At 63.6% G+C, this 26,470-nt stretch carries 19 protein-coding genes; 8 read left to right on the top strand and 11 right to left on the bottom strand.

Annotated features, from left to right (window positions below):
- Nucleotides 1-25: 25 nt before the first annotated feature.
- Genes ACA046_RS32065 through tagH form a run of 11 tightly spaced genes read right to left on the bottom strand, consistent with a single transcriptional unit; the run spans nucleotide 26 to nucleotide 16,041 of the window.
- The gene (locus ACA046_RS32065) at nucleotides 26-1,738 is read right to left on the bottom strand and encodes a formylglycine-generating enzyme family protein (protein WP_063033839.1); all 1,713 of its coding nucleotides are present in this window, start codon (nucleotides 1,736-1,738) and stop codon (nucleotides 26-28) included.
- Nucleotides 1,731-2,915 carry an ABC transporter permease family protein gene (locus tag ACA046_RS32070; protein ID WP_459024759.1) on the bottom strand — a complete coding sequence of 395 codons (1,185 nt, stop codon included), beginning with the start codon at nucleotides 2,913-2,915 and terminating at the stop codon, nucleotides 1,731-1,733. Before ACA046_RS32070 ends, ACA046_RS32065 begins: the two co-directional genes overlap by 8 nt.
- Nucleotides 2,915-3,619 (bottom strand): ABC transporter ATP-binding protein, encoded by a 705-nt coding sequence (locus tag ACA046_RS32075; protein WP_459024761.1) that lies wholly within the window; start codon nucleotides 3,617-3,619, stop codon nucleotides 2,915-2,917. The genes ACA046_RS32070 and ACA046_RS32075 overlap by 1 nt, the downstream gene beginning before the upstream one ends.
- On the bottom strand, nucleotides 3,619-6,636 hold the full coding sequence (locus ACA046_RS32080; protein ID WP_497675613.1) for a serine/threonine-protein kinase: 3,018 nt from the start codon (nucleotides 6,634-6,636) through the stop codon (nucleotides 3,619-3,621). The genes ACA046_RS32075 and ACA046_RS32080 overlap by 1 nt, the downstream gene beginning before the upstream one ends.
- On the bottom strand, nucleotides 6,633-7,352 hold the full coding sequence (locus ACA046_RS32085; protein WP_076013169.1) for a PP2C family protein-serine/threonine phosphatase: 720 nt from the start codon (nucleotides 7,350-7,352) through the stop codon (nucleotides 6,633-6,635). Before ACA046_RS32085 ends, ACA046_RS32080 begins: the two co-directional genes overlap by 4 nt.
- Nucleotides 7,353-8,006: a type VI secretion system-associated protein TagF gene (gene tagF / locus ACA046_RS32090; RefSeq protein ID WP_497675614.1), complete on the bottom strand. Its 654-nt coding sequence runs from the start codon at nucleotides 8,004-8,006 to the stop codon at nucleotides 7,353-7,355.
- Complete coding sequence (tssM, locus tag ACA046_RS32095; protein WP_497675615.1) at nucleotides 8,003-11,503, bottom strand: type VI secretion system membrane subunit TssM; 3,501 nt, start codon at nucleotides 11,501-11,503, stop codon at nucleotides 8,003-8,005. The genes tagF and tssM overlap by 4 nt, the downstream gene beginning before the upstream one ends.
- Complete coding sequence (locus tag ACA046_RS32100) at nucleotides 11,500-12,789, bottom strand: DotU family type VI secretion system protein (RefSeq protein WP_063033833.1); 1,290 nt, start codon at nucleotides 12,787-12,789, stop codon at nucleotides 11,500-11,502. Before ACA046_RS32100 ends, tssM begins: the two co-directional genes overlap by 4 nt.
- A 6-nt stretch (nucleotides 12,790-12,795) precedes the next feature.
- Nucleotides 12,796-14,130 carry a type VI secretion system baseplate subunit TssK gene (gene tssK, locus ACA046_RS32105; RefSeq protein WP_076013173.1) on the bottom strand — a complete coding sequence of 445 codons (1,335 nt, stop codon included), beginning with the start codon at nucleotides 14,128-14,130 and terminating at the stop codon, nucleotides 12,796-12,798.
- Between the two features lie 14 nt (nucleotides 14,131-14,144).
- Nucleotides 14,145-14,651: a type VI secretion system lipoprotein TssJ gene (gene tssJ / locus ACA046_RS32110; RefSeq protein WP_063033831.1), complete on the bottom strand. Its 507-nt coding sequence runs from the start codon at nucleotides 14,649-14,651 to the stop codon at nucleotides 14,145-14,147.
- A 52-nt stretch (nucleotides 14,652-14,703) separates the two neighbouring features.
- Complete coding sequence (gene tagH / locus ACA046_RS32115; RefSeq protein ID WP_497675616.1) at nucleotides 14,704-16,041, bottom strand: type VI secretion system-associated FHA domain protein TagH; 1,338 nt, start codon at nucleotides 16,039-16,041, stop codon at nucleotides 14,704-14,706.
- Nucleotides 16,042-16,445: 404 nt separating this feature from the next.
- Between tagH and tssA the strand changes: the two genes are divergently transcribed.
- The 8 genes from tssA to tssH all read left to right on the top strand — a co-directional run bounded on the left by tssA (nucleotide 16,446) and on the right by tssH (nucleotide 26,420).
- Nucleotides 16,446-17,465 carry a type VI secretion system protein TssA gene (gene tssA, locus ACA046_RS32120; protein WP_497675617.1) on the top strand — a complete coding sequence of 340 codons (1,020 nt, stop codon included), beginning with the start codon at nucleotides 16,446-16,448 and terminating at the stop codon, nucleotides 17,463-17,465.
- A gap of 54 nt (nucleotides 17,466-17,519) precedes the next feature.
- Nucleotides 17,520-18,026, top strand: a complete 507-nt coding sequence (gene tssB / locus ACA046_RS32125; RefSeq protein WP_010168268.1) for a type VI secretion system contractile sheath small subunit — start codon at nucleotides 17,520-17,522, stop codon at nucleotides 18,024-18,026.
- Between the two features lie 2 nt (nucleotides 18,027-18,028).
- Nucleotides 18,029-19,525 (top strand): type VI secretion system contractile sheath large subunit, encoded by a 1,497-nt coding sequence (tssC, locus tag ACA046_RS32130; protein WP_017476732.1) that lies wholly within the window; start codon nucleotides 18,029-18,031, stop codon nucleotides 19,523-19,525.
- A 153-nt stretch (nucleotides 19,526-19,678) separates the two neighbouring features.
- The gene (locus tag ACA046_RS32135; RefSeq protein WP_003213345.1) at nucleotides 19,679-20,167 is read left to right on the top strand and encodes an Hcp family type VI secretion system effector; all 489 of its coding nucleotides are present in this window, start codon (nucleotides 19,679-19,681) and stop codon (nucleotides 20,165-20,167) included.
- Nucleotides 20,168-20,376: 209 nt separating this feature from the next.
- The gene (gene tssE / locus ACA046_RS32140) at nucleotides 20,377-20,892 is read left to right on the top strand and encodes a type VI secretion system baseplate subunit TssE (RefSeq protein WP_063034108.1); all 516 of its coding nucleotides are present in this window, start codon (nucleotides 20,377-20,379) and stop codon (nucleotides 20,890-20,892) included.
- On the top strand, nucleotides 20,889-22,748 hold the full coding sequence (gene tssF, locus ACA046_RS32145) for a type VI secretion system baseplate subunit TssF (protein WP_063033828.1): 1,860 nt from the start codon (nucleotides 20,889-20,891) through the stop codon (nucleotides 22,746-22,748). The genes tssE and tssF overlap by 4 nt, the downstream gene beginning before the upstream one ends.
- Nucleotides 22,712-23,755, top strand: coding sequence for a type VI secretion system baseplate subunit TssG (gene tssG / locus ACA046_RS32150; RefSeq protein WP_008439466.1), 1,044 nt, complete (start codon nucleotides 22,712-22,714; stop codon nucleotides 23,753-23,755). Before tssF ends, tssG begins: the two co-directional genes overlap by 37 nt.
- Nucleotides 23,748-26,420, top strand: coding sequence for a type VI secretion system ATPase TssH (gene tssH / locus ACA046_RS32155; protein ID WP_497675618.1), 2,673 nt, complete (start codon nucleotides 23,748-23,750; stop codon nucleotides 26,418-26,420). The genes tssG and tssH overlap by 8 nt, the downstream gene beginning before the upstream one ends.
- The last annotated feature ends 50 nt before the right edge of the window (nucleotides 26,421-26,470 follow it).

The following is a 26,470-nucleotide window of genomic DNA, read 5'->3' on the forward strand; positions in this document are numbered from 1 at the left end:
TCCAAGCTCGCCATACAACCAACGGTCAAGACCGCTGACCGCTCGCTGCGAGCAATTCCTTCAAAATCGTCGCCGGGTCGGCCCGCTGTTGCTTGCGGTAGTTGCCCACATGGCGAACGAATAACGTCGCACGCGTCACCAGGCTCTTGCCCAGTACCGGCTTGCGATCCAACTCTTCCTTGATCCGTTGAAACTGCGCCTGGATCACGGCATCGGTGTAGCGCGTGCCGGTGGCCAGGTTGTCGATATAGATCGCCACCGCGCCGTCCAGCGCGCTGCGCCCATTGGTGATGGCCGTGGCGAACAGCTGCGCGCTGGCTTCATCCTTGGCGTCGATGGCCTGCTGGCGGCTCTTCTGCAAATTGATCAGGCGGATGTTGTAGTTGTTGATGGTCTCTGCCACCAGGGCCGCAGACTGAATCAGGTTGCCGGCCGCTTCTTCGCGCTGCTGGGCGATCAGCGAGACGTTGCGCTTGAGCTCTTCGTTGACCAGCCCAAGTTCGGCTTGCAGGCGCGGGTCGACGCTGGCGGCGATGATGCTGTCCAGGCGCTTGGTCGGGTCCTGGGCGTCGTCGATGGCGTCGGTCAGCGAGGCCAGGCGGCCTTCTTTCTGCCACTGGGCGAACAGTTCCTTGTAGCGCGAGCGCGGTGCCGACAAGGCGCCAATCGCCACGCGGAAGCCGGTGGTCTCGTTGCTTTGTTCGGTGCCGTCGGCGGCGAACAACGGGTACTCGCGGCGCATGCCGGTGAACAGCGTGCCCTCGCCTTCCAGGTAGTTGCCGCCCTTGACCACGAACCCGCCATAGGTACCCTGACGACGCCCGGCGTGCACCAATTGAAAGGACTCCTGGACCATTTCCGCCGCGTTGCCGATCACATCGAACATGCCGATCGGGTTGGGCAACTTGGTGCCGATGGGCATCAAGCGTGCGGCCTGGCCGGTGCCACCGGCGACCTGATTGAACACCGCATAATCGGCGAGGGGGCCGTCGCTTTCGCTGCCCTCGGTGCGCCGTGGGAACAGCCGGCCTTCCAGGTCCTGACGGCTGACTGCCTGGCCGCCGCGTGCGGCAAACTCCCACTCCACCTCGGTAGGCAGGCGCACAAAACCCAGACCGCCGTCATCCGCCGAAGCACCGCGACCACTCACCGGCAGCAGCTCGCGGTGATACTTCATCAGCCACGCGCTGTACACCGCCGAGAAGCGTTCCGCCTCAAAGCGCGACAGCTTGACCTTGGGCAGGCGCGCCGCCATGCCGGTGGGTACGTCGCACGCCGGGGCCGGCTCGCCACTGGCCAGGGACTGCGCCTGGGACATGACCTGCGCGTATTGCCGTGCGGTGACTTCGTACTTGCCGATGAAGTACAGCATCGGCTTGAGCGGGGTCTTGGCGTCGGTCTTGGGCATCAGCGGCGCGATGACCTTGTTCCAGTCCTTGGGCAGGTCCTTGAGGGTGAACTGGCCGTTAATGAAGTCCCGGCGATAACCGGAAATGAACGACTGCTGGTAGCCCGCTTCGCCCTCGCTGAACGGGTAGCCGAGGCTGATCTCGCGGTCATCCAGGGTGCCTTGGGCCAGCACATAGGCGTAGCGGAACACCATGTTGCCTTCGCAGGGCAGCGGCAGGCTGACGTCGTCCGGCAACGGCTTGGGGTTGTCCAGCTTGTCGCTCGCCTCATCGGCCCAGGCCACGCAGGACAGGGTCAGCGCCACGGCGGCGCCCAGTAACTTATACATCTCTGATTCCTTCAGAAGCCTGGATCCGCGCCACACGCCAACCGCCACAGGCCGCCGCCACGGCGCTGACGCCAAGGACAGCTGCCAAGGCCAGGCCGTAGTGACGCGCCAGCAGGTGACTGGCGTACTCGCCCGGCACCTGCACGAATAATTGGTTCAGGCCGGACTGCGCCAGGCCATACAACACGCCACTCAATACAGCGGAAAACCCGGCGCTATAGAGCGCCTGCAACACCACGAACAGCAACAGCCCGGCGGTGGAAAACCCCAACAGCCGCAACACCGACAACTCCCGACGCTTGCGCTCTACCGCTGCCAGCGCTCCGGCAAAGATCGCGGCAAATGCGCCCGCCAACGCCAGCCCGGCGATGATCCAGAACACGATCGACAGGTTGCGGCTCAACGACTGCACCTGGGCGATAGTCTGGGCCTGGGTCGACACCAGCAGATTCTGCCCGGCGAAATACACTCGCAACGGCTCCACATCCACCAGGCGCCGTGCATACAAACGGAACGCCGGGTAAACCCGCTGCTCACTCACGCCCACCGCATCGCCGTCCCAGCCAAACGCCGGCACCGCGCGGCCATCGCGATAATCTTCCGCCGCTTCCAGCAAGCCCAAGGGCGCAAACAGCCCATCCCGAGCGAACGCCTCCAGCGGCAATACCTGCAGCACTTGAACCCGAGTGCGCTGCGACTCGACCCGCCCCGCCACCTGGCGACCAAAAACCGCCTCCAGCCAATCCCCGGCCTTTGCCCCGAGCTTCTCGGCGGCGGTGTGGCTCAGCACGATTTGATCCAGGCCCTTGGGCATCGGCATGCCGGCCAGCAATGGATCGTTGTCGGCGGTCGGCAGCATCTCCACCGTCACGGCGCCCAACTGCGCCGTCGCCGCAATTTGCCGGGTGCGTGGCAAGGCAAACGCCACGTCGCCGCGCTGGCGGAGCTGCTCGACAAACTCATTGCTGAATCGACCACCGCCCAACGGAATAATTTCCCGGGTGGCCGGGTCGTTTTCCAAACGTTCGGTCAAACTGCTAACCAGTCCATATTTCAGGCCAAATAACACCAGCAACGGCGCGATCACTGCCACCAGTGCGAGCACCGAACACACCGACAGCCACGCATCGTTGCGGTAATCCTGCCAGGCCAGGGAAGCCACCAGGGCGATACGCATCAGCAGGCCTCCCCGAGGGTCGCGATGACGCCGCCGTCGGTGTCGCGACGGCAACTGATGCGCCGCACCTGCAAGCCACTGGCCCGGGCCAGGGGTTCGTCATGGGTCGCGATCACGCAGCACGCGCCGTTATTCCGGGCTTGGGCCAACAGCGCCTGCATCACCCGCTCGGCGTTCAACGGGTCAAGCGCAGCGGTGGGCTCATCCGCCAGCAACAGCTGCGGACCGTGGGCCAGGGCTCGGGCACAGCTGACCCGCTGGCGCTGGCCGACGGACAACGCCGCCGGCTTCTTATCCAGTTGATCAGAGATTTCCAGCTGCTCGGCCAACCGCGCCACGCTGCCATCGTCCCTCAACCCCAGGAGTTGCCGCGACAATGCAATGTTGCCGCGCACATCGAGAAAACCCAGCAGGCCGCCGGTTTGCAGTACATAACCCAGGTGCCGACTGCGCAGGTCCGCCAGCGCACTTTGCTGATCGCCGCGCCAGAGCCCGGCGATGTCGATGCGGTTGAACTCGAACTGCCCAACCTGATCCGGCGCCAACACCAACGCGAGCAAATCCAGCAAGGTGCTCTTGCCACAGCCACTCGGCCCGACCACCGCCACTTGTTCACCCGCACGCAGTTGCAGGCCCGGTATCACCAGGCTGTAGCGCTGGGCACCAACGCCCCGGCTCTTGTGCACCGCGCTCAAGTTCAGCATTACGGCAGCGTCGACAGCGGCACGCGGTACAACGCATCACCCGGCTCGGCATCGCCGAAACGGACCCAGTTCGCCACGTCGTTATGGAAGGTCTCGTAGAGGCGGATTTTCGAATCCAGCTCGTCGATAAAGTCTTCCTGCTCGGCCACACTCAACGACAACCACAAGTCCTGGGTCATGTTCAGCGACTTGCTGCGGTACGGCAGGCCTTCGAGGTATTCGCCAAGAATGCCGCCGTCCGCCAGGTTGCCGCCTTTTTTCAAGGCCTGTGGATCGCGACTCATGTAGGCCGAGGCGCTGGCGATTTCCTGGAAGAAATCCTTCGGTGAGGTCTGGGTTTTACGCGCCGCGTCGACGATCAGTTTCAGTGACTGCTGCAAGTCGTTGAGCTGCAATTTGGTCAACATCACGCACACCTGGAAGGCCGGCAGTGCGGTGTTGGTCAGGTCGCGGTCGGCGGTCCAGGCACTCACCAGTTGCGGCGCCTGGCTCGCGGTTTTGCGGCCGAGGAAATCCATGTGCATCGCATAACCGACGGCGGCGGATTTGTCCGCCAGGGTCGGCGTGGTGCTGAGCAGCGGCACCGGCTGCGGCGTGTTGCTGCGCACCTGATGCACCAGATTGGCGAACACCGTACCGATCTCGTCGACCCGCTCGCCGAACTTGCGCACATCGCCACCGGGCACCGGCGTGTACAGGTCGCCGATCTGCGGGTTGGCGTCGGCGGTGAGTGTGCGGTACTGGGTTTCGGCGCCGCTGTGGGTTTTCTTGCCGGCGTCGGTGCGCAGGTGCAGGGCGTAGATCTTGATCTGCTTGCCCAATGCAGCCTGGCGTACTTCGGCTTCGTTCATCTGGGTGGTGGCGAACGGGTCGTTCTTGCGCAGCGCACCGGCGTCGGTCACCAGCAGGATCAGGCGCCCGCCGTAGCCGGACCAGTCCATGCCTTCCACCGCCTGCATCACACCGGCGAACGCATCTTCGTTGAACGAGTGGCTGGACACAGTGGACGCCTTCACCTGCCGCGCCATGTCGAGAAAGCGTTGCGGGTCGCGGCCCTGGTCGAGGGTGATCAGGGTCTTGGCCACGTATTCCAGGCCGGGGGTTTTCCTGATGCTGTTGCGAAAGCCCACCAGGCCAAAGCTCACACTGTCCAACTCACCACGTTCGGCAATACGGGTTTGCAGTTCGTGGACCACGTCGCGGACCTGGTCGATATACGGCTGCATGGACACGGTGGTGTCGACCACCAGCACCACGGCCGTACGGAAGGCATCGGCGTGGGCGTCGGTCACCGGGGTTCGGCCGACGGCCTTGGCAATGGTGTTCGGTGTGCTGCCGGGGTCGATGGAGGCGACGTTGAGCAACTGCACCGGCTGGCCGTTTTCGTCGAAGCTCTCTTTGGAGTCGAAGATCGGCAACAGGTAGAACTGGTTTTGCGGAACGGCGCTGGTGCTGGGTTCCAGGGCCAGCACTTGCTGGTTGTCCTCGCTGTTTTTCTGCACCTTAAGCAGCAGGTTTTTCGCCGCCGCCGGATCAGCCAGCAGTTTTTCCACTTCTGCGGATTGGCGCAGGAACATCACCGGTGCCCGGCCCGAACGCTCGGTGAACTTGAGCACCAGGCTCTGCTTCCAGTCGCTGACTTGCGCCGCCGGCAACCAGCCGTCGCTGCGCCCGTCGGTGGCAGCACCAACCCGCAGCCACGGGCTGCCGTCGACGTCCTTGCGCTGGTAGACATAGAGCACCGAAAACGCCGGCAAACCTTCGCCTGCCGTGCCGCCCGCGTCACTCGACAGTTTTGCGCCGGGCTTGCTCAGTACCCGCTGGAACAGGGTTTTCTTGCCTGCCATCAGCAACGGCCGTTGGCCGCCATCGGCCTGCGCCGTAACCGGTTGCGCGGCAGGCGGCGTGGCAGGCGGTGTGACGGCCTTGACCGCGTCGGCAACCGGCGGCGCGGCGGGTGCGTCATCTTTCAACCACCAGTAACTCGCGCCACCAATCGCCAGCGCGACCGCTACGGCAACCGCTGCCAACGCCATCATCGGCCCACGGTTCTGTTCGGACACGGCGGAGTGTTGCGTCGGTGTTACCACCGGCTGGCGCACGGGTTGTGGCTGCGGCTTTTCAGTCGGAATTTCGATTGATACCGGCGTCAGTCCGGCCAGGTCATTCGTGACCGAAAGCGGAATCGGCAAAGGCCGAATCAACGTCGCCTCGACCTCGGCCTCCTTCGGCAACTGATCCAACGCCGTCAGCAACGCCGCTGCATCCGGGAAACGTTCCGCCGGGTCTTTGGCCAGCAGCTTGCGCAGTACCTCTTGATAACGCCCGTGATGCACCGGCAACTCCGGCAGCGGTTCAGTCAGGTGCGCCAGCGCAGTGGAAAGCGCATCGGTACCGTTATAAGGCAGCTTGCCCACCAGAATTTCGTAGAGCACCACGCCCAGCGCATACAGGTCGGCACGGCCATCAATCTCCTGGCCCCGCGCCTGCTCCGGGCTCATGTAGCTCGGCGTGCCAACCGCAAATCCGGCCTGGGTGAACTGCGTGCGGTCATCCAGGGATTTGGCGATACCAAAGTCCGACAACACGGCCGTGCCATCCGCGCGGAACAGAATGTTCGCCGGCTTCACGTCACGGTGGACCAACCCCTGGGCGTGGGCATAGCCCAGCGCCGACGCGATCTGGCGGATATACGTCAGCCCCTGCTCCGGCGTCAGGCCAGCGGCGATGCGCTCCTTGAGCGTGCCATTGGGCAGGTATTCCATGGCCATGTAATACAGCTCACCGACATTGCCGATGTCATGGATGGTCACGGTGTGCGGGTGGGACAGGCGCGCCAGGGTCTTGCCTTCGCGCAGGAAGCGTTCGCAGAAGCTCGGGTCGGCCGCCAGCGCTGCCGCCATGATCTTCAGCGCCACCTTGCGCTCCAGGGACCGCTGGGTCGCCAGGTACACGCTGGCCATGGCGCCAACGCCAATTTCGCCTTCGATGTCGTAGCCGGGAATGACGATGTTCATGTCGACACCTTCACAACGATGGCGGTGATGTTGTCCGGCGCGCCGCGATTGAGCCCCAGGTGCACCAGGCTGCGGACGATTTCGTCAGGCTCGGCATGGCTCAACACTTCGCGAATCTCGTGGTCCTCGACGGTCTTGTTCAGGCCGTCGCTGCACAGCAGGTAACTGTCGCCGGGGGCGATCAACAGGTCGACCGACGACAACGCCAACTGCGCTTCCACGCCAATCGCACGGGTGACGATATTCGCCCGTGGGTGCACCCGGGCGTCGGCTTCGCTGAGCAGGCCGCTGTCCTGCAAGTCCTGCACGTAGCTGTGGTCGCGGGAAATGCCTTCCAGCACGCCATCCCGCAGGCGGTACAGGCGGCTGTCGCCGGCCCACAGACACACGCCGCGCAAGCCTCGGGTGGCGAGCAACACCACGGTGCTGCCCATCATGCTCACGCCACGGTGGGCGGTTTCTTCGCGTACTGCGCCGTTGACCCGCAACAGGTCGCTGCGCAATGCCGCGGTGTATTCCTCAAGGGAACGGCCGACGGGAATACTGCGCAGGCTATCGACGATCAAGCTGCTGACGTAGTCCCCTGCCGCATGCCCGCCCATGCCGTCGGCCACCACCCACAGGCCGTTTTCCGGCAAGTCGAGGCAGGCGTCTTCATTGACTTGGCGAACCATGCCGACATGGCTTTTGCTGGCGGATTTGAACGTGGACCGCATCTACACAACACCTTCTTGGCCAAGCAAAAATTGCGCAAAATCGTCGGCGGCAGGCAGGCCCTGACACCGCAATAAACCGGGGGAAATCTGTTGCGAACCACGGCCCCACCACAGGCTCGCGCCTTCGCAGGCCTGTTCGGCAAGCGCAGTCATCCGCGCTTGCGGGTCTGTGGCAGCGACGCGTTGCAGGCCGGCAAAGCGGCTACCCAAGGTGCGTGGTTGGCAGGCTGGAGCGCCGAGGGATTCGATCCCGTCGCTGAAACCTTCGAAGGTGGCGCCGGCATCCAGCGTGCTCAGCAGCAGTTCTTCCACTTGTTCAAACCAAGCGTCCGGGCCGCTGACGACGGAGGCCGGATCGCTGTCGTGATCCAACAGCGCAGCCACCGTCAGCGGGAAATAGCGCCCTACCCGGTCGATGCTTGGCATCACCACGCCCACCGCCGCGTCCGGCCCGCACACACCGGGTGCCAACACGAAGCGCCACAACGGGCTGACCAGGTAAGCGTTCAACCAGTCAGCCCCAAGGCGGCTCTGGCTGGCGAGTAATCCGGACGCCAGCCAGCTGTCCCAAGGACCGATAAAGCTCTGCGGCAGCGCGCGGCTGACAAAGTCGCCGCGGCTGGCCAACTTGCCGTAGAAACCCAGCGTGTTCATAGCCGCTCCGGCAGGCTGAAGCCGTTAAGCACGCGGCTCTTGAACGGGTTGAAGGCGCTGTTGGCCCGCAACTCGTAGGAGATGCTCGCACCGTCGACTCGCAGGCGCAGGTTGAAACGGTCTGGCGAATTGCCGGCGGTCAGGTCTGATTGTTCCAGCAACCGGAACCACGCCCACGGGCCATCCAGCGTCACACCGGAGCGCCCACTGGCCGACGGCGGCATGATGGAAATGCGCACCACACCAATGCTGCCGGGATTGGGCCACTGCATCGCAACCGGGCGGCTCGGGCCATGGTCGTAGCTCAGTTGCTGGCCGTCCAGGTCCAACAGGAACTGGGTGATGGTCGCGTCCATGGCCACCGGCTTGAGCTCAAAGCGCACGATCGGCTGGGTGCCACCGGCACGGAAAAACGCATCACGAATGGTCGCCGCGCGCTGGAAGGTTTGCAGCACGCCCGGCGCGATGCCGAGTTTCTGCGCCGCGCCCGGCTGCCAGCGCCAGGTTTGCGTGGAGGTGTCGACGTAAGGTTGCAGGTACTTGCGGAAGTAATTGTCCATCACCCCGCCCACCCCAAAGAACTGCCCGAAGTCATCCAGGGTCGCGTCCCGCGCACTGCCGGGCGACATCGGATAGCGCCCGGCCAGTGACTGGCGATACACGTTCACCACTTCACTGACCCACGCCGCGTTCAGCTGGTTACGCACCCCGCCCATCATGCTGTTGGTGGTGGAGTTGACCACTGACTTGACCATGCCCTGCACCAGCGGCGGCTGGCGTTCGGCATTCAGGCTAACCCGCGTGGCCGCAGCCGTTGCCTGGTTTTTCGCTTCGCCGAGCAACGCATCGCCACTGGCGCCGACCATGGCGCTGACCTGCACATACAACGCATTCATGTCCGACAGCAGGCCATCAATGGCCGCCGGTTCGCCGTCGTTCTTGCTGACGATGCTGTTGAGTTCGGCGAAGTGCGCCGTCACCGGATCTTCACTGGCCGCCGGTGCATTCGCGGTCGGTTGGTCCTGGCCGAGCAGGCTGCCGAGGCGCTCCTTGAGCTTGTCCACGCCACCCTCCACCGGCGCGCCCTTGGCGGCCAGCAGGCGTTCTTCCGCCTGCAAGTCGGTCTCCTTGGACACCGCCACCAGCAGCTTCTTCAGCGGCGAGGTCGGCCCGGAAATCACCCGCAAAACGTCGGCCGCCTGGGCCACGCTGGTGATCGGCACAAAGTCGATGTCAGCCAGCAAGGCGTCCCACTGGCGTTGATAGTCCTGGAAGTACAGGCGACGCACGTCGGCCGCGAGGCTGACCACGTTCTGTTGATCGGCCGGCTCGCGGCCCAGCACCCATTGCTCTTCAGCGAGGGTGCCAGTCTGGTTCAGGCTGGTCAGCAGGAAGCCCTGGCGATAACCCTTGGCGGTGAAGAAGCCGCTCAACGGCTCACCCAACGGCTTGCCACTTTTGCGACTGAACACCAGCGCGGCATCGCGGCCCGCCGCTTCGTTGATGCGAAAGTCCGGCACGCCTTCCGGCAGTTTCTGGCGCTTGATGCGGTCGTAGACGCGCTGGGCCACCGGCAGTTGCTGCAGTTGCCGACGCAGGTCGTCGATCAAGCGCGGGTCAAGCCGGGCGCTGGGCGGATGCCGCTCGAACAAGGCCTGCAAGTGCCCGATCAGTGCCTGGCGTTGGTCCGCCGGCAGGTCTCGCGGCAGGTTGCGGTCCCAGTCCAGGGCGATCCAGGCCTTGATGAAGTCCGGGTCGTAATGCTCACTGTCAGCGAGCATCAGGTAGGCCTTCAAGCCTTCATAGAGGAAGTCGGAATTACCGCCGCCGTGCAGTTGCTCTTCGATACGCGTCACCAAACGGGGCGCGAACACGGCAATCAACAGCTTGCGGTAGACGCTGGCGGATTCGGCTTCGAGCATGTCGCCCTGATACAGGCCCAAGCCTTCGGACCAGCTCGGCGAGTCCCCCGCCAGGTTCTTCACCGCATTGAGCAGCGGCAGTACCGCCAGTACTTCGCGCTGCGCCGGGCTCAGGTTCTGCACGGTCTGGCCCAGCGGTGCGACCTTCTGGTCAACCTGGGCGATGTAGGCCTGGTTGGCGCGATAACTCACCCACCACAGGGTACTGACGACCAGCACCAACGCCACGGTTGCGGCCAACACGCCACGGGCAATCCACTTGCGACGGCGCTCGACCTTCGGGTTGACGCCCACCAGGCCGCGCTCGGCAAACGCCACGGCGGTGAACAGTTTTTCGATGAAATAGCTGCGCCCGGTGCCGGTCTGGCGCGCCAGGTGCTGGCGGTCCAAGTTCATGCTTTGGGCCATGGCGCCGATCAAGCGGTCAATCGGGCTGCCTTCCTGGGTGCCGCTGGTGAAGTACACGCCGCGCAGCAAGACGCGCTCTTCAAAGGCGTTGGGTTTGAACACGCCTTCGAGGAAGCCTTGCAGGCAATCCTTCAACGCGCCGAACTGCTGCGGGAAGCCGTAGATCAGGTCGCGCCGCGCCGGGTCGCGTTCCTGTTGCAGGCGTTCCACCAGGCGCTCGTTGAGCCGCTGTTCCAGGCCGGCGAATTCGCTTTGCAAATGGGCCAACGGGCTGTCGCTGTTCTTGCCGTCGTCGAGGGCAAAGGTCATGCCCCACACCTGGGCGCGTTCTTCCTTGCTCAGGTTGTCGAAGAACTCCATGAAGCCCGGCACCAGGTCGAGCTTGGTCAGCATCAGGTAGATCGGGAAGCGCACGCCCAGTTGGGTGTACAGCTCCTGGATGCGCAGGCGGATCGCAGCGGCATGGGCGGCACGCTCGGCGTCGCTGCCCAGCAGCAGGTCCGAGAGGCTGATGGCGATAAATGCACCGTCAATCGGGCGCCGGGAACGCTGCTTTTTCAGCAGGTCGAGGAAGCCCAGCCAGGCGGCTTTATCCACCGTGGAGTTGCTGTCCTGGGTGGTGTAGCGGCCAGCGGTGTCGAGCAATACGGCTTGGTCGGTAAACCACCAATCGCAATTGCGCGTACCGCCCACGCCCCGCACCGCACCGGCCCCCAACTGCGCAGCCAAGGGAAAGTGCAGGCCGGAATTGACCAGCGCGGTGGTCTTGCCCGAACCCGGCGGGCCGATGATCACGTACCACGGCAGCTCATACAGGTTGCGGCGCTCGTCACCGCCCAGCTTGGCCTTTTTCAACAGGGCCAGGGCTTCGTCCATCCGCTGGCGCAGGGTTGCCAGCTCTTCGGCAGTGGCGACACTGGCCGGGTCTGCCGGGGTTTCTGCGGCAAGGCTGCGCATCACCTCGGCGGCCTGGCGGCGGGCCTGGATAATCCGGAACACGCGGTAGGCAATCCACACCGCGAACACCAGGATGATCAGCGCCCAGCGGCGCCCTTCCGGCACCAGCACATCGAGCAATGGCCCCACAAACCAGATGATCAGGCTTAAGGCGATCAGACCCAACAACGGGATCACCCAGCGAATCAAAAAACTGAAAAACGCCTTCACTCGACCCCCTCCGCCAATACGGTGATTTCTACCCGGCGATTGCGCGCACGGCCTTCAGCAGTGGCGTTGGTCGCCACCGGCTCGGTGTCGCTACGGCCCTCGGCGCTGAAGCGTTCCGCCTGGCCGGTCTTGGCCGCGAGAATCTCCAGCACCGACTTGGCCCGCGCCTCGGACAGCGCCCAGTTGGACGGGAAACGCAGGGTCGCAATCGGACGGTTATCGCTGTGGCCGGTGACGCGCACCTGGCCCTTGACCTTGCGGATGGCGTCGGCGATGCGCAGCATCAGCGGCTGGAAGTCATCAACGATGCTGGAGCTGGCCGAGGCGAACAGTTCATCGCCACGGATGGTCACCACGGAGCGGTCGACAGCATCTTCCACCGCCACGCGACCGGCCTTGATGTCTTCCACCAGGAAACCCGCCAGGCGTGGCCGCTCGATGATTTTCGGCTGCGCTACCGGACGGTCGATGGCCTGCACCGGGATCTCGCCCAGGGCATGAATATTCTTGAACACCGGCTCGGCATCCGACGCCAGTTTCATCCGCAACCCGAACAGTAACGCCAGCAACAGCGCCACGCCGATCGCCACGGCGATCCACGGCGGCATGAATTGCGCCAGGCGATCACGGGCCACGGTCACGCCGCGCCAGTGGGGCGACAGCTCGCGCTCATGCTCGCCACGGGCACTGCGAATCGCCGCCGCGGTGCGCTCGCGCAAGGCTTCCAGCTGGCTGCGGCCGTCGTTCATCACGCGGTAGCGACCTTCGAAACCCAGGCACAGGCACAGGTACAGCAGTTCCAGCAGGTACAGGCGTTCCCGCGGGCTTTGCAGGCAGTGATCCAGCAACTGGAAGACCTTTTCGCCGCCCCAGGCTTCGTTGTGCACGGTGATCAGCAGGCTCTGCTTGCCCCAGTCACTGGCACTGCCCCACGGCGTACTCAGCACGGCTTCATCGAGGGCGGTGCACAGTGCGTAACGCGCGAGCAGCACATCATTGCGGGCCACGCCGGCGGCCTCGGCACGTTCTTCAAACTGGCGCAGGTAGGCCAGCAATTGCGCGCGCAGGCTCGACGGCGCCGGGTGCGAAATCGTGTTGCGCAAGCGCGTCAGCAGCGACAGCAACGGGCCGGCGGCGCTTTCCAGCGGGTTCAGGCCTTGGGCCTTGCCGGTCAGGATCGGCGCGGCAGGCATCGACAGCGGCGCCGGTTCTGCGCGAACCGGTTCCGGTGCGCGGCCACCCGGGCGCGGCATGAACTGGGTGCGGTCATCGTCATTGGGATGCATCGCGGATTATCCTCGGATGGCCCAGAAAGCCAGGTTCAACCCCGGGAACTGGCCAGCGATGTGGAACGCAAAGCCGCCGGAATTACTCAGTTGCTGCCAGTGCTCGCTGCCCCGGTCCAGCTCGTAATAGGTGCTGCCTGCGTGGTACGGAATCTGCCGTGGCGCCACCGGCAGCGGCAGCAGGCCGATGCCCGGCAGTTGCAGGTTGACCAGGTCGCGGATGTGTTCCACCGAGCCGACTTTGCTTTGCTGGCCGAAACGCGCGCGCAGGGTTTCGCCCGGCACATCGGCACGCACCACCAGGATGAAACTGGCGCTGTCGATCAAAGTTTTGTCGGCCAGCATCGCCACGTGCACGCCGTAGGCTTTCTCGACAATCGGGATCGGCGTGGCCTTGCTGTCGATCAGCATCGACAGTGCTTCGCGCAGCGCCTGCATCACCGGGGTGAAGCTCAGGGCCAGGTCGTCATGCTGGTATTGCGGGTATTCCTGGGGGCGGCGGCCAGTGGTGGAGAAGGTCGAGAACTCGCCGGCCAGGCTCACCAGCTCACTGAAGAAACGCTCCGGGTGCAGCGGGCTCAACTGGCTCAGGTGCTGGATCAGCGGCTGGGCACGGTTGACCAGTTGCAACAGCATGAAGTCGGCAATTTCCGAAGCGCCACCGGCGCCCGAAGCCACTACGCGCCCGGCCAACGCTTCGCCGCGCTGGTGCAGCAGGCCCAGCAGTTCGCTGCGAAACGCGGTCAGCGGTTTGCTGGCAGCCACGTCGAGTACCGGCGGGATGTAGCTGTCGTCCAGCACCAGGGCGCGGTCGGCGCGTTTTTCCTTGATGCGCACCAGGCCGATGGCTGCGTAATCGCTGATGCCATCCTGGGCAGTCAACAGCCGCAGGGCACGGGAACCGACCGCCACCGGCGCACGGTTTTCAAAGGGAGCGTTGTCGTCGCGCACTTCGCGCACCTGGCTGACGTAGCGCGCCGCTTCCAGGGCTTCGCCTTCGTCGACGGTGTCGCGGGCGCCGGCACGCTTGAGCGGCAGCGCCAGGTAGACCAGGCCATCGCGCAGGTGGTCGTCGATGTTCAACGGGCTCGGCGCCAGGTCATCCTGGGGGATATTGAACGGCGTACCGTCGGGCAACAAACCGCGTGCCGAGACAATCGCCAGCTTGCCCTGGGCCAACAGGCCCTGGTCGATCAACAATTCGGAGAAGCCCCAGGCCCCTGCCGACAACGGGCGGCTGCGCGCATCGATCAGGTTTTCCAGGTAACGGTCATGCTGCTGGAAGTGCTGCGTTCCGATGAACATGCCTTCCGACCAGACCACGCGATTGTTCCAGGACATGGGGGCTCCGATTCTTATTGGGCAGGGCTGGATGGGGGAACCACGACGTCGGCACGCACCGCATGCACATCGAGGCTGATCTGGTATTCGGTGTATTGGCGCGCCGGCACGTTAAGCACGGTGCGCCACACGGCGCGGTCCAGTTCGCGATAGCCCACCAGCAGGCCGATCTGGCGGGTGGACGGGTCGAGGTCGCGCTGGATGCTCAATTGCTGGCCGGGCTGGATCACCACTTCGTCCTGGTCGAGCAGGTCGAGGCCGAGGGTCGACTGGGCGCGATCGGCCAAGGCGAAGTAGTCGGAACGGCTGAAGGTGGCGGCGTTTTTCAGTTCGAAAATCCGCACCCGTACCGGGGCTGCCTGGCCATTGGCGCCGGGGTTGAGCCCGGCGATGGCGTGGAAATGCAGCTCGACGGCGGCGGTGTCTGCCTCAGCCTCGGGGGCTTCGGGCTTGGCCGCATCCTTGGCACACGCCGTCAGCAGAAGCGCGGTGGCGGCTGCGAGTAAAAACCTGGGAATCATCCTGCGTCCTCAATGACGTACTTAGCTATCCGTTGTTCCATGTACTGCGATGTTAGTGACGCTGTCGGCTGCTGTGCTCTTCGTAGGCACGGCTGAATTCACGCCCGAACAAGTCCTGGAAATCTTCCTGGGCCTCGCGGGAAATATTGCTGTAGAGCTCGGTGAACTGCTGCCAGTACTGGGCCTGGCGCGAACCGTTGAAAATGCTCGACAGCCCGCCGGGTTTGCCCATGCGCTCTTCGAGCTGCGCCGGTTCAAAGCGCGTCAGCAGGTGCTTGATGGCGGCTTCGACCCCGGCCATTACCGCCAATTGGTGTGCGCGCAGATCGTCGAAACTGTCGCGAACCGCCACGTCCGGCGCCATAAACGCCTGGTTGCTGTGACGTAGGAGCAGCAGTAACGCTTCATCGGCGTTGGGGGCGAATTTCAACGGGTTGTTTTCCACCGGTTGAATCACCGTCTGCTGCATGCGGAACTCACCCTTGAGGCTGCTGCGGGCACGCAATACGTCGATCAGGCCTTCGACCATCAGCCGGTAGCTGCGGCCGATGCTTTCCATCTGGGTTTCGGCCTGGGCCTTGTCCAGCCGCAACTGATCGAGGCCGGCACCGCGCAGGAAGGCTTGCAGCAAATCGGGTTGGTTGGCGTCGACCACCGGGAGCGGTTGCTCGACCTTGGGTGGCTCGATAATCGGTGCTGGAGGAGGTGGCGGCGGCGGCGGCGGCGGCGCAACAGGCTTGGGTGCCGGGGCATCACCAAACAAATCCCAGTCGTCGGGAATGATTGAGCCCGAGACCACCGGCGCAGGCGGTTCAGCCACGGGCAGCGGTGTCGGCGGACGGAAGTCGTGTTGCTCGGCCGGTACGTGATCGTGCACGGTGGCCGGCGGGACACTGGTGGGCGCGAGGAAGTCGAACAGGTCCGGCAGGGTGTCCATCGACGAGGCGCCCTGGAACTGCGGCGCGATGACCGGGTGCGGCGTCGGGGTGCTCACGGCGGCGCCCATCAGGGCTTCGAAGCTGTTGGAGGCGTCACCGGTGAAAGACGGGGTATCTGTCACTTTCAGGTTGAAATCGATACGCGCCTGGATTTCGTAATCACCGATGCGGATCAGCTCACCGTCTTGCAATGGCTCGCTGTTTCCCCGGCGCAAACGGATGCCAGCGTTGACTAGCTCAACACCGTTAGTGCTGTTATCGGTTAAATAATAACGACCATCTTTGTATTGAATAACGCAATGCTGCGTGGAAACCAGGCGCTCCGGGTCAGGCAGTATCCAGTCATTTTCGGAACCGCGGCCAATAGCCATCACCCCCTGATCCATGGACTTTTCAGGGCACTGGCCAGGGGTAATCTTGTGATAACTAGTGATAGTCAAACACAGCGACATCATGCCTCCTTGCTGATACTTCGCGCGCGGCCGTTCCCTGGGAGAAATGCTCCCGAGGGATCCACGACAGATCCTTCCAAAACCTTGAAAGCCTGCTTCAACCCGCGTAATAGCTGATCTTAACCGGCCTGTATGACAAAAATCCTGCCTCGGCACCTGCTTCGACTGATCAGTCGCGCAGGATGTTAAGCACCGCACATCTGTCATAGAGGGCGAATAGCTTACCTTGACAAGGCATAAGTACTACACCAAAAATGCACAACTTCTTGAACACCAATGATGGCACTTTGAAATCAGCATGATGTCAAAGCGCTAAATATGACCAAGAAAACATGCAAAGTTCCTCGCGCAACTAATGCATGAGTTGCCCGTCATCTAACGGGCTGATAGGGAGATCGAATTTAGTGGATGTGCCTCTGCTGCTCGCCGCCGTTTCCGCGACTTCGCCTTGTGGCGAAGACTTGGAATATGACGCCGATTATTTGCATCTTGAGCGTGCCGCACAGGGTCAACCCGAGCGCAGCATGGGCGACTCGATCCTGCCCGCCGAACCTCCGGAATGGCGCAGCATCCAGCAGCAAAGCCTCGACCTCCTGCAACGCAGCAAAGACCTGCGCATCACACATTTCCTGTTGCAAAGCGCCCTCGCCCTCCAGGGCATCGCGGGGCTTGCCGACGCGCTCACGCTGATCAACGCGCTGCTGCGCGAATACTGGGCCGACCTGCATCCGCGCCTGGATGCCGATGATGACAACGACCCCACCGTGCGCATCAACGCCCTCAGCGGCGTGGCCAGCGACGCGAACATCCGCCTGCTGCGCGAAGCCATTCTTACCCGTTCGCGCACCTTCGGCCCCGTCAGCCTGCGCGCCGCGCTGAATGCCAGCGGGCTGCAGAATTTTCCCGGCGAAAGCCTCGGCGCCGAACAGCTCAACGGCGCGTTCCTCGACAGCGATGCCGAGCAACTGCAAGCCACCCGCGACGCGCTGAACGCCGCCCGCGCCGCCTGTGATGCCATCGAACAATACGTCAGCGACCAGGTCGGTTCCGCCCAGGGCGTGGACCTCGGCCCCTTGAAGCAACTGCTCAAGCAGGCCGTGCAGGTACTTAACCAATACGCCCCACACAGCGGCGCCGCCAGCGAGCCCGAGGTTGTCAGTGACGACAATGCCCCCTCGGTTGAATACGCCGCCGCGCCCGTTGCAGCACGCCCGACCGGCGACATCGCGAGCCGCGATGAAGTGCTGCGCAGCCTCGACAAAATCCTTGCGTACTACACCCGCCACGAGCCTTCGAGCCCGCTGCCGGTGCTGTTGAACCGAGCGAAGAATCTGGTGCACGCCGACTTTGCAGCCATCGTGCGCAACCTGATTCCCGACGGCATGTCCCAATTTGAAAATCTGCGCGGGCCGGACAGCGAATAAGCGTACGGATCGCGCAGTTACAACACCGTCGCTCAAGCGACCAGGAGCAGCAACGTGGCGAAGCAAAGTTCTCAGAAATTCATCGCGCGCAACCGTGCGCCTCGGGTGCAGATCGAGTACGACGTCGAGCTCTACGGCGCCGAGAAAAAGGTCCAGCTGCCCTTCGTCATGGGTGTGATGGCCGATCTCGCCGGCAAGCCCGCCGAGCCTCTGGCGCCTGTGGCCGACCGCAAGTTCCTTGAAGTGGACGTCGACAACTTCGACTCGCGCCTCAAGGCCATGCAGCCACGCGTCGCGTTCCACGTGCCCAACGAGCTGACCGGCGAAGGCAACCTGAGCCTGGACATCACCTTCGAAAGCATGGACGACTTCAGCCCCGCCGCCGTGGCGCGCAAGGTCGACTCGCTGAACAAGCTGCTCGAAGCCCGCACGCAGCTGGCCAACCTGCTGACCTACATGGACGGCAAGACCGGCGCTGAAGAAATCATCATGAAAGCGATCAAGGACCCGGCATTGCTGCAGGCCCTTGCGAGCGCGCCGAAGCCGGCAGGGGACCAATAATCATGACCGAGAATACCGCCCGCGAAGGCGCCCAGAACCTGGGCGCTACCGAAGAAACCAGCGAGTTCGCGTCGCTGCTGCTGCAAGAATTCAAACCCAAGACCGAGCGTGCCCGCGAAGCCGTGGAAACCGCCGTGCGCACCCTGGCCGAGCAGGCACTGGCCCAGACGGACCTGGTGTCCAACGACGCGATCAAGTCGATCGAATCGATCATCGCCGCCATCGACGCCAAGCTCACCGCCCAGGTCAACCAGATCATCCATCACCAGGATTTCCAGCAACTGGAAAGCGCCTGGCGTGGCCTGCACTACCTGGTGAACAACACCGAGAGCGATGAGCAGCTGAAGATTCGCGTGCTCAATATCTCCAAGCCGGACCTGCACAAGACCCTGAAGAAATTCAAGGGCACCGCGTGGGACCAGAGCCCGATCTTCAAGAAGATGTACGAAGAAGAATACGGCCAGTTCGGCGGCGAACCTTACGGCTGCCTGGTGGGCGACTACTACTTCGACCAGTCGCCTCCCGATGTGGAGCTGCTGGGCGAGCTGTCGAAAGTCTGCGCTGCGATGCACGCACCGTTCATTGCCGCTGCTTCGCCGACTGTGATGGGCATGGGCTCGTGGCAGGAACTGTCGAACCCGCGCGACCTGACCAAGATCTTCACCACCCCGGAATATGCCGGCTGGCGCTCCCTGCGTGAATCGGAAGACTCGCGCTACATCGGCCTGACCATGCCGCGCTTCCTGGCGCGCCTGCCGTATGGCGCCAAGACCGACCCGGTGGAAGCCTTCGCCTTCGAAGAAAACACCGACGGTGCCGACAGCTCCAAGTACACCTGGGCCAACGCGGCCTACGCGATGGCGGTGAACATCAACCGTTCGTTCAAACACTTCGGCTGGTGCTCGCGCATTCGTGGCGTGGAGTCTGGCGGTGAAGTCGAGAACCTGCCGGCCCACACTTTCCCGACCGATGACGGCGGTGTGGACATGAAGTGCCCGACCGAAATCGCCATCAGCGACCGCCGTGAAGCGGAACTGGCGAAGAACGGTTTCATGCCGCTGCTGCACAAGAAAAACACCGACTTTGCCGCCTTCATCGGCGCCCAGTCGTTGCAGAAACCGGCCGAATACGATGACCCGGACGCCACCGCCAACGCCAACCTGGCCGCGCGCCTGCCGTACCTGTTCGCCACCTGCCGTTTCGCTCACTACTTGAAGTGCATCGTGCGCGACAAGATCGGTTCCTTCAAAGAGAAGGACGAGATGCAGCGCTGGTTGCAGGACTGGATCCTCAACTACGTTGACGGCGACCCGGCGCACTCCACCGAAACCACCAAGGCCCAGCATCCATTGGCGGCTGCCGAAGTGATCGTGGAAGACGTTGAAGGCAACCCGGGGTACTACAACTCTCGGTTCTACCTGCGCCCGCACTACCAGCTTGAAGGGCTGACGGTGTCGCTGCGCCTGGTATCGAAACTGCCTTCGGCGAAAGGCGCGTAACACCGTCGCTCGTTCCCACGCTCCGCGTGGGAACGCCGCTCGGGACGCTCCGCGTCCCAGTGACGCAGAGCGTCACAAGATGCGTTACCACGCAGAGCGTGGGAACGATCAGCGTTAACAAATTCTGTGGCTGAGACCACACAGGGAGAAAACATGGCTGTTGATATTTTCATCAAGATCGGCGACATCAAGGGCGAGTCCATGGACAAGGCCCACAAGGACGAAATCGACGTATTGAACTGGAGCTGGGGCATGGCCCAGTCCGGCAACATGCACGTTGGCGGTGGCGGCGGCGCAGGCAAGGTGAACATCCAGGACCTGTCGCTGACCAAGTACGTCGACAAGGCCTCGCCTAACCTGATGATGCACTGCGCAAGCGGCAAGCACATCGACAAGGTCACGCTGACCGTGCGCAAGGCCGGCGGTGAAAGCCAGGTCGAGTACATGATCATCAACCTGGAAGAAGTGCTGGTCACCTCCCTGAGCACCGGCGGTTCGGGCAGCGATGATCGCCTCACCGAAAACGTGACCCTGAACTTCGCCCAGGTGATGGTGGACTACCAGCCACAGAAAGCCGACGGCACCAAAGACGGCGGCGCGATCAAGTTTGGCTGGAACATTCGCTCCAACACCAAACGCTGATTTGTCACCCTCGCTCCGTAGCAGCTGTCGAGCGGAGCGAGGCTGCGTTCGAGGACGAAGTCCTCGCAATCCGGCACCGATAGTTGACTGATAAGTCCCGGTGCCCGGTTTACGACTGCTTCGCAGCCGAACGCAGCCTCGCTTCGCTCGACAGCTACTACGGGTCGGGCACTTTGTTCCTCTCGCAACCCGTCCGTGGAGCTGCTTTGGTGGTAACTGAAATTGCTTCCCGCGATCGTCTGCAACCGTCTCTGCTGGACCGGTTGACCGACGATGACCCGACCAATCCCAAGGAAAGCGCCGACAAACGCGTGCTGTCCCTGAGCCAATTGAAAGCCTCGGTGCTGCGTGACCTGACGTGGCTGCTCAACACCACTTCACTGCTCAACGCCGATGCCACGCTGCACACGCCGGCCGGTACTTCGGTGGTCAATTACGGGCTGCCTGCCCTGGCGGGCAACAGTGTCTCCAGTGTCGACGTCAGTGCTCTGGAAGCCTTGATTCGACAAGCTATCGCCACCTTCGAGCCGCGTATCCTGCGTCATACCTTGCGGGTCAAGGCACGCGTGGGCCATGGCGAGATGAATCATAACGCCCTGAGTTTCGAGATCGAGGGCGACCTGTGGGCGCAGCCGGTGCCGTTGCGCCTGTTGCTGCAAACCGACCTGGACCTGGAATCCGGCCATGTGCGTGTGGTCAACGCCGACCAGCGGAGACGCCCATGAACCCGCGCCTGCTGGAGCTGTACAACCAGGAACTGCACCACGTGCGCGAAAGCGCCGCCGAGTTCGCCAAGGAATACCCGAAGATTGCCAGTCGGCTGACCCTGTCCGGCATGGACTGCGCCGACCCGTACGTCGAGCGTTTGCTCGAAGGTTTCGCGTATCTCACGGCCCGGGTCCAGCTCAAACTCGACGCCGAGTACCCGACCTTCACCAACAACCTGCTGGAGATCGCCTACCCGCACTACCTGGCGCCGACCCCGTCGATGACCGTGGTGCAGTTGCAGGCCGATCCCGATGAAGGCTCCCTGGCCAGTGGTTTTCCACTGCCCCGCGACACCGTCCTGCGCGCCGCGCTGGGTCGCGAAACCCAGACCTGCTGCGAGTACCGCACCGCGCACCCGGTGACGCTGTGGCCGTTGCAGGTCGCCCAGGCCGAGTACTTCGGCAACCCGTCCGCCGTGCTCGGGCGTTTGGCCGCCAGTGAACCCAAGGCCAAGGCCGGTCTGCGCCTGACCTTGCGTACCGGCGCCGAACTGCCGTTCAACAGCCTCGCCCTGGATAACTTGCCGCTGTACCTCAGCGGTGCCGACGAGCAACCGTTCCGCCTCTACGAACAACTGCTGGGTAATGCCTGCGCGGTGTTCGCGCGCAAGCCTGGTGGCGATTGGGTTGAACGCCTGCCGCCGGATGCCTTGCGCTCCCGGGGTTTCGACGACGCCGATGCGGCAATGCCGGTGGTGCCTCGGGCATTCCAGGGCTATCGCTTGCTCCAGGAATACTTCGCCCTGCCCCACCGTTTTCTGTTCGTTGAATTCGCTGAGCTGAGCCGCGCCGTCAAGCGCTGTGACGGCCAGGAGCTGGAACTGATCGTGCTGTTCGACCGCCACGATCCGAGCCTGGAAGGCAGCGTCGGCAAGGCGCAATTCGTGCCGTTCTGCACCCCGGCAATCAACCTGTTTCCCAAGCGCGTGGACCGGATTCACTTGTCCGAGCGGGTCAACGAACACCATGTGATCGCCGACCGCACGCGGCCGATGGATTTCGAGATTCACTCCTTGAGCGGCATCACGGGCCACGGCACCGGGCCCGAGCAACCGTTCTTGCCGTTCTACGCAGTACGCGATCCGTCGCGCTATGGCCGTGACCAGGCTTACTACACGGTGCGCCGCGAACCCCGCGTGTTGTCCAGCGACCAGCGCCGCAACGGGCCGCGCTCCACCTATGTGGGCAGCGAAACCTTCGTCAGCCTGGTGGACACCCAGCAAGCGCCGTACCGCCATGACCTGCGCCAACTGGGCGTTACCGCGCTGTGCACCAACCGCGATTTACCGTTGTTCATGAGTGTGGGCAACGGCAAGACCGACTTCACCCTGGCCGACAGTGCGCCGGTCTTGGCCGTGCGTTGCGTCGCCGGGCCAAGCCGCCCGCGCGCCAGCCATGCCCATGACGCCAAGGCATGGCGCCTGATCAGCCAGTTGTCGTTGAACTACCTGTCGCTGAGCGAGCAAGGCCAGGGCGCCGCCGCGCTGCGTGAACTGCTGCGTCTGTATGGCGACAGCAACGATGCCGCCCTGCAATTGCAGATCGAAGGCCTGCGGGAAGTCAGCAGCAAAGCGGTAACCCGCCGCCTGCCGATGCCCGGCCCGATCGTGTTTGGCCGGGGCCTGGAGATCACCCTGGAATTTGATGAAAACGCGTTCCGCGGCACCGGCGTGTTCCTGCTCGGTGCGGTGTTTGAACGGTTCCTGGCACGCTATGTGTCGATCAACAGTTTTACCGAGACGGTGATCCGTACCACCGAACGCGGCGAGATCATGCGATGGAAAGCCAAGCCCGGACGCCGTCCGACCCTGTGAGTACTCTGGATGCGATGCATCAGGAGCCCTGGGAATATGACTTCTTCCAGGCGCTGCGTCGTATCGAGTGCGAATCGCCGGACCTGCCACGCCTGGGACATTCCCTGCGCCTGGCGGATGACCCGTTGCGTCTCGGGCAGCAGGCCGATTGCACGTTTGCGCCGGCCACATTGGCCTCGGTCGAACCTGGGGCTGAAGGCCAGCCGGCACGGCTGGAGCAGTTCTTCTTCGGCCTCGGCGGCCCCAACGGCCCGCTGCCGCTGCACATCACCGAGTACGTGCGTGAGCGCCAGCGCAACAACGCCGACAGCACCAGCAAGCGCTTCCTGGATGTGTTCCACCACCGCCTGCTGACCCTGTTTTATCGCGCATGGGCCGAGGCACGGCCGACCGTCAGCCATGACCGTCCGGACGATGACTACTGGTCGGCGCGCCTCGCGGCACTGAGTGGTCGCGGTACACCGAGCCTGCTCAACCAAGGCCTGATCCCCGACACGGCGAAGCTGCATTACAGCGGCCACCTGTCGGCGCAAACCCGCTACCCGGATGGCCTGAAAGCGATTCTCGGCGAGTACTTCGGCCTGCCGGTGGAGATCGAAGAATACGTCGGCCAATGGCTGGAACTGCCCGAGCGCAGCCGCGTGAGTGTCAGCGCCAACCAACTGGGCGTGGACTTTTGCCTGGGCAGCCACGTGTGGGACCGCCAGCACAAATTCCGTATCCGCCTCGGCCCCCTGAAGCTCGATGACTACATGGGCATGCTGCCTGGCAGCCAGCCGTTCAACGAGCTGGTGGCGTGGGTCGCGGAGTACCTGGGCCATGAACTGGACTGGGACCTGAACCTGATCCTGCAACAACCGGAAGTGCCGGCCCTGCAACTCAACGGCCAGTTCCGTCTCGGTTTCAACACCTGGCTCGGCCAACCCGAGCATGACGCCAACGACCTAATCCTGGCCCGGCATTACGCCGAACACGCCAACACCTCAAGGAATCCAGAGCATGGGTGAAATCAGTCGCGCCGCACTGTTCGGCAAACTCAACAGCGTGGCCTACAAGGCCATCGAAGCCGCCACCGTGTTCTGCAAGCTGCGGGGCAACCCGTATGTGGAACTGGCCCACTGGTTTCACCAGTTGCTGCAACTGCAGGACTCGGACCTGCACCGCATCATCCGGCAGTTCAACGTCGAGCCGGCGCGCCTGGCCCGTGACCTGACCGAAGCCCTGGACCGCCTGCCCCGTGGCTCGACGTCGATCACCGACCTGTCATCCCATGTGGAGGAAGCGGTCGAGCGTGGCTGGGTCTACGGCAGCCTGATGTTTGGCGAAACCCAAGTGCGCACCGGCTACCTGGTGCTGGGGATCCTCAAGACGCCAAGCCTGCGCCATGCGCTGCTGGGGTTGTCTGGGGAATTCGACAAGATCAAGGCCGAAGCCCTGAGCGAACGCTTTGACGAATACGTCGGCGACTCGCCCGAAAATGCACTGAGTGCCAGCGACGGTTTCAACGCCGGCGCCGTTCCGGGCGAGGCCAGCGGCGCCATGGCCCCGAGCGCGATGGGCAAGCAGGAAGCCCTCAAGCGCTTCACCGTCGACCTGACCGAACAAGCCCGTAGCGGCAAGCTCGACCCGATCGTCGGGCGTGACGAAGAGATCCGCCAACTGGTGGACATCCTCATGCGTCGCCGCCAGAACAACCCGATCCTTACCGGTGAAGCCGGTGTCGGCAAGACCGCCGTGGTCGAAGGCTTCGCCCTGCGCATCGTCGCCGGCGACGTGCCGCCAGCGCTGAAAGATGTGGAACTGCGCAGCCTGGATGTGGGCCTGCTGCAAGCCGGCGCCAGCATGAAAGGCGAGTTCGAACAGCGTCTGCGCCAGGTCATCGAAGACGTCCAGGCCTCGCCGAAACCGATCATCCTGTTTATCGACGAAGCCCACACCCTGGTAGGTGCCGGTGGCGCCGCCGGGACCGGTGACGCGGCCAACCTGCTCAAACCCGCCCTCGCCCGTGGCACCTTGCGTACCGTGGCCGCCACCACCTGGGCCGAGTACAAGAAGCACATCGAAAAAGACCCGGCCCTGACCCGCCGCTTCCAGGTGGTACAAGTGGCCGAGCCGTCGGAAGACAAGGCGCTGCTGATGATGCGCGGCGTGGCCTCGACCATGGAGAAACACCATCAGGTGCAGATCCTGGATGAAGCCTTGGAAGCTTCGGTGAAGCTGTCCCACCGCTACATTCCGGCGCGTCAATTGCCGGACAAATCCGTGAGCCTGCTGGACACCGCCTGCGCCCGCGTCGCGATCAGCCTGCACGCGGTGCCGGCGGAAGTCGACGACAGCCGCCGTCGAATCGAGGCGCTGGAAACCGAGCTGCAAATCATCGCCCGCGAGCATGCGATCGGCATCGCCATCGGTGCGCGCCAGACCAACAGCGAAGCGCTGCTGGGTGCCGAACGCGAGCGCCTGGCCACCCTGGAAAGCCGTTGGGCCGAAGAGAAAACCCTGGTGGATGAGTTGCTCGCCACCCGTGCAACTCTGCGCGAAAAAGCCGGCGTGGTTGACAGTGATGCGGGTAATAACGAGAGCGACGAACTGCGTGCGCAACTGGTCGACCTGCAACAGCGCCTCTCCACACTGCAAGGCGAAACCCCGCTGATCCTGCCGACCGTGGACTACCAAGCGGTGGCCTCAGTGGTCGCCGACTGGACCGGCATCCCGGTGGGCCGCATGGCCCGCAACGAACTGGAGACGGTGCTCAACCTCGACCAGCACCTGAAGAAACGCATCATCGGCCAGGACCATGCCTTGCAGATGATCGCCAAGCGCATCCAGACCTCCCGCGCCGGCCTCGACAACCCGAGCAAGCCGATTGGCGTGTTCATGCTTGCCGGCACCTCCGGCGTAGGCAAGACCGAAACCGCCCTGGCCCTGGCCGAGGCCATGTACGGCGGTGAGCAGAACGTGATCACCATCAACATGAGCGAGTTCCAGGAAGCCCATACCGTGTCCACCCTCAAGGGCGCGCCACCGGGCTACATCGGCTATGGCGAAGGCGGCGTGCTGACCGAAGCCGTACGGCGCAAACCCTACAGCGTGGTGCTGCTGGACGAGGTGGAAAAAGCCCACCCGGACGTGCACGAGATCTTCTTCCAGGTATTCGACAAGGGCGTGATGGAGGACGGCGAAGGCCGGGTGATCGACTTCAAGAACACCTTGATCCTGCTGACCACCAACGCCGGTACCGAGCTGATTTCCCGGGTCTGCAAAGACCCGGCGAACATCCCAGAGCCCGAGGAAATCGCCAAGGCCCTGCGCCAGCCGTTGCTGGAGATTTTCCCGCCGGCGCTGCTCGGCCGCCTGGTGACCATTCCGTACTACCCGCTGAGCGACGAGATGCTCAAGGCGATCACCCGCCTGCAGCTCAACCGCATCAAGAAGCGTGTGGAGAACACCCACAAAGTTGCCTTCGATTACGACGACGAAGTCGTCGACCTGATCGTGTCCCGCTGCACCGAAACCGAAAGCGGCGGGCGGATGATCGACACCATCCTGACCAACAGCCTGCTGCCGGACATGAGCCGCGAATTCCTCACCCGCATGCTCGAAGGCAAGGCGCTGGCGGGGGTGCGGATCAGCACGCGGGATAACGAATTGCACTACGACTTCAACGATTGACCTGACGGAATGCGATCAAAACTGTGGGAGCGGGCTTGCTCGCGAACGCG

The sequence above is a fragment of the Pseudomonas sp. LBUM1641 genome (genome assembly GCF_059716235.1).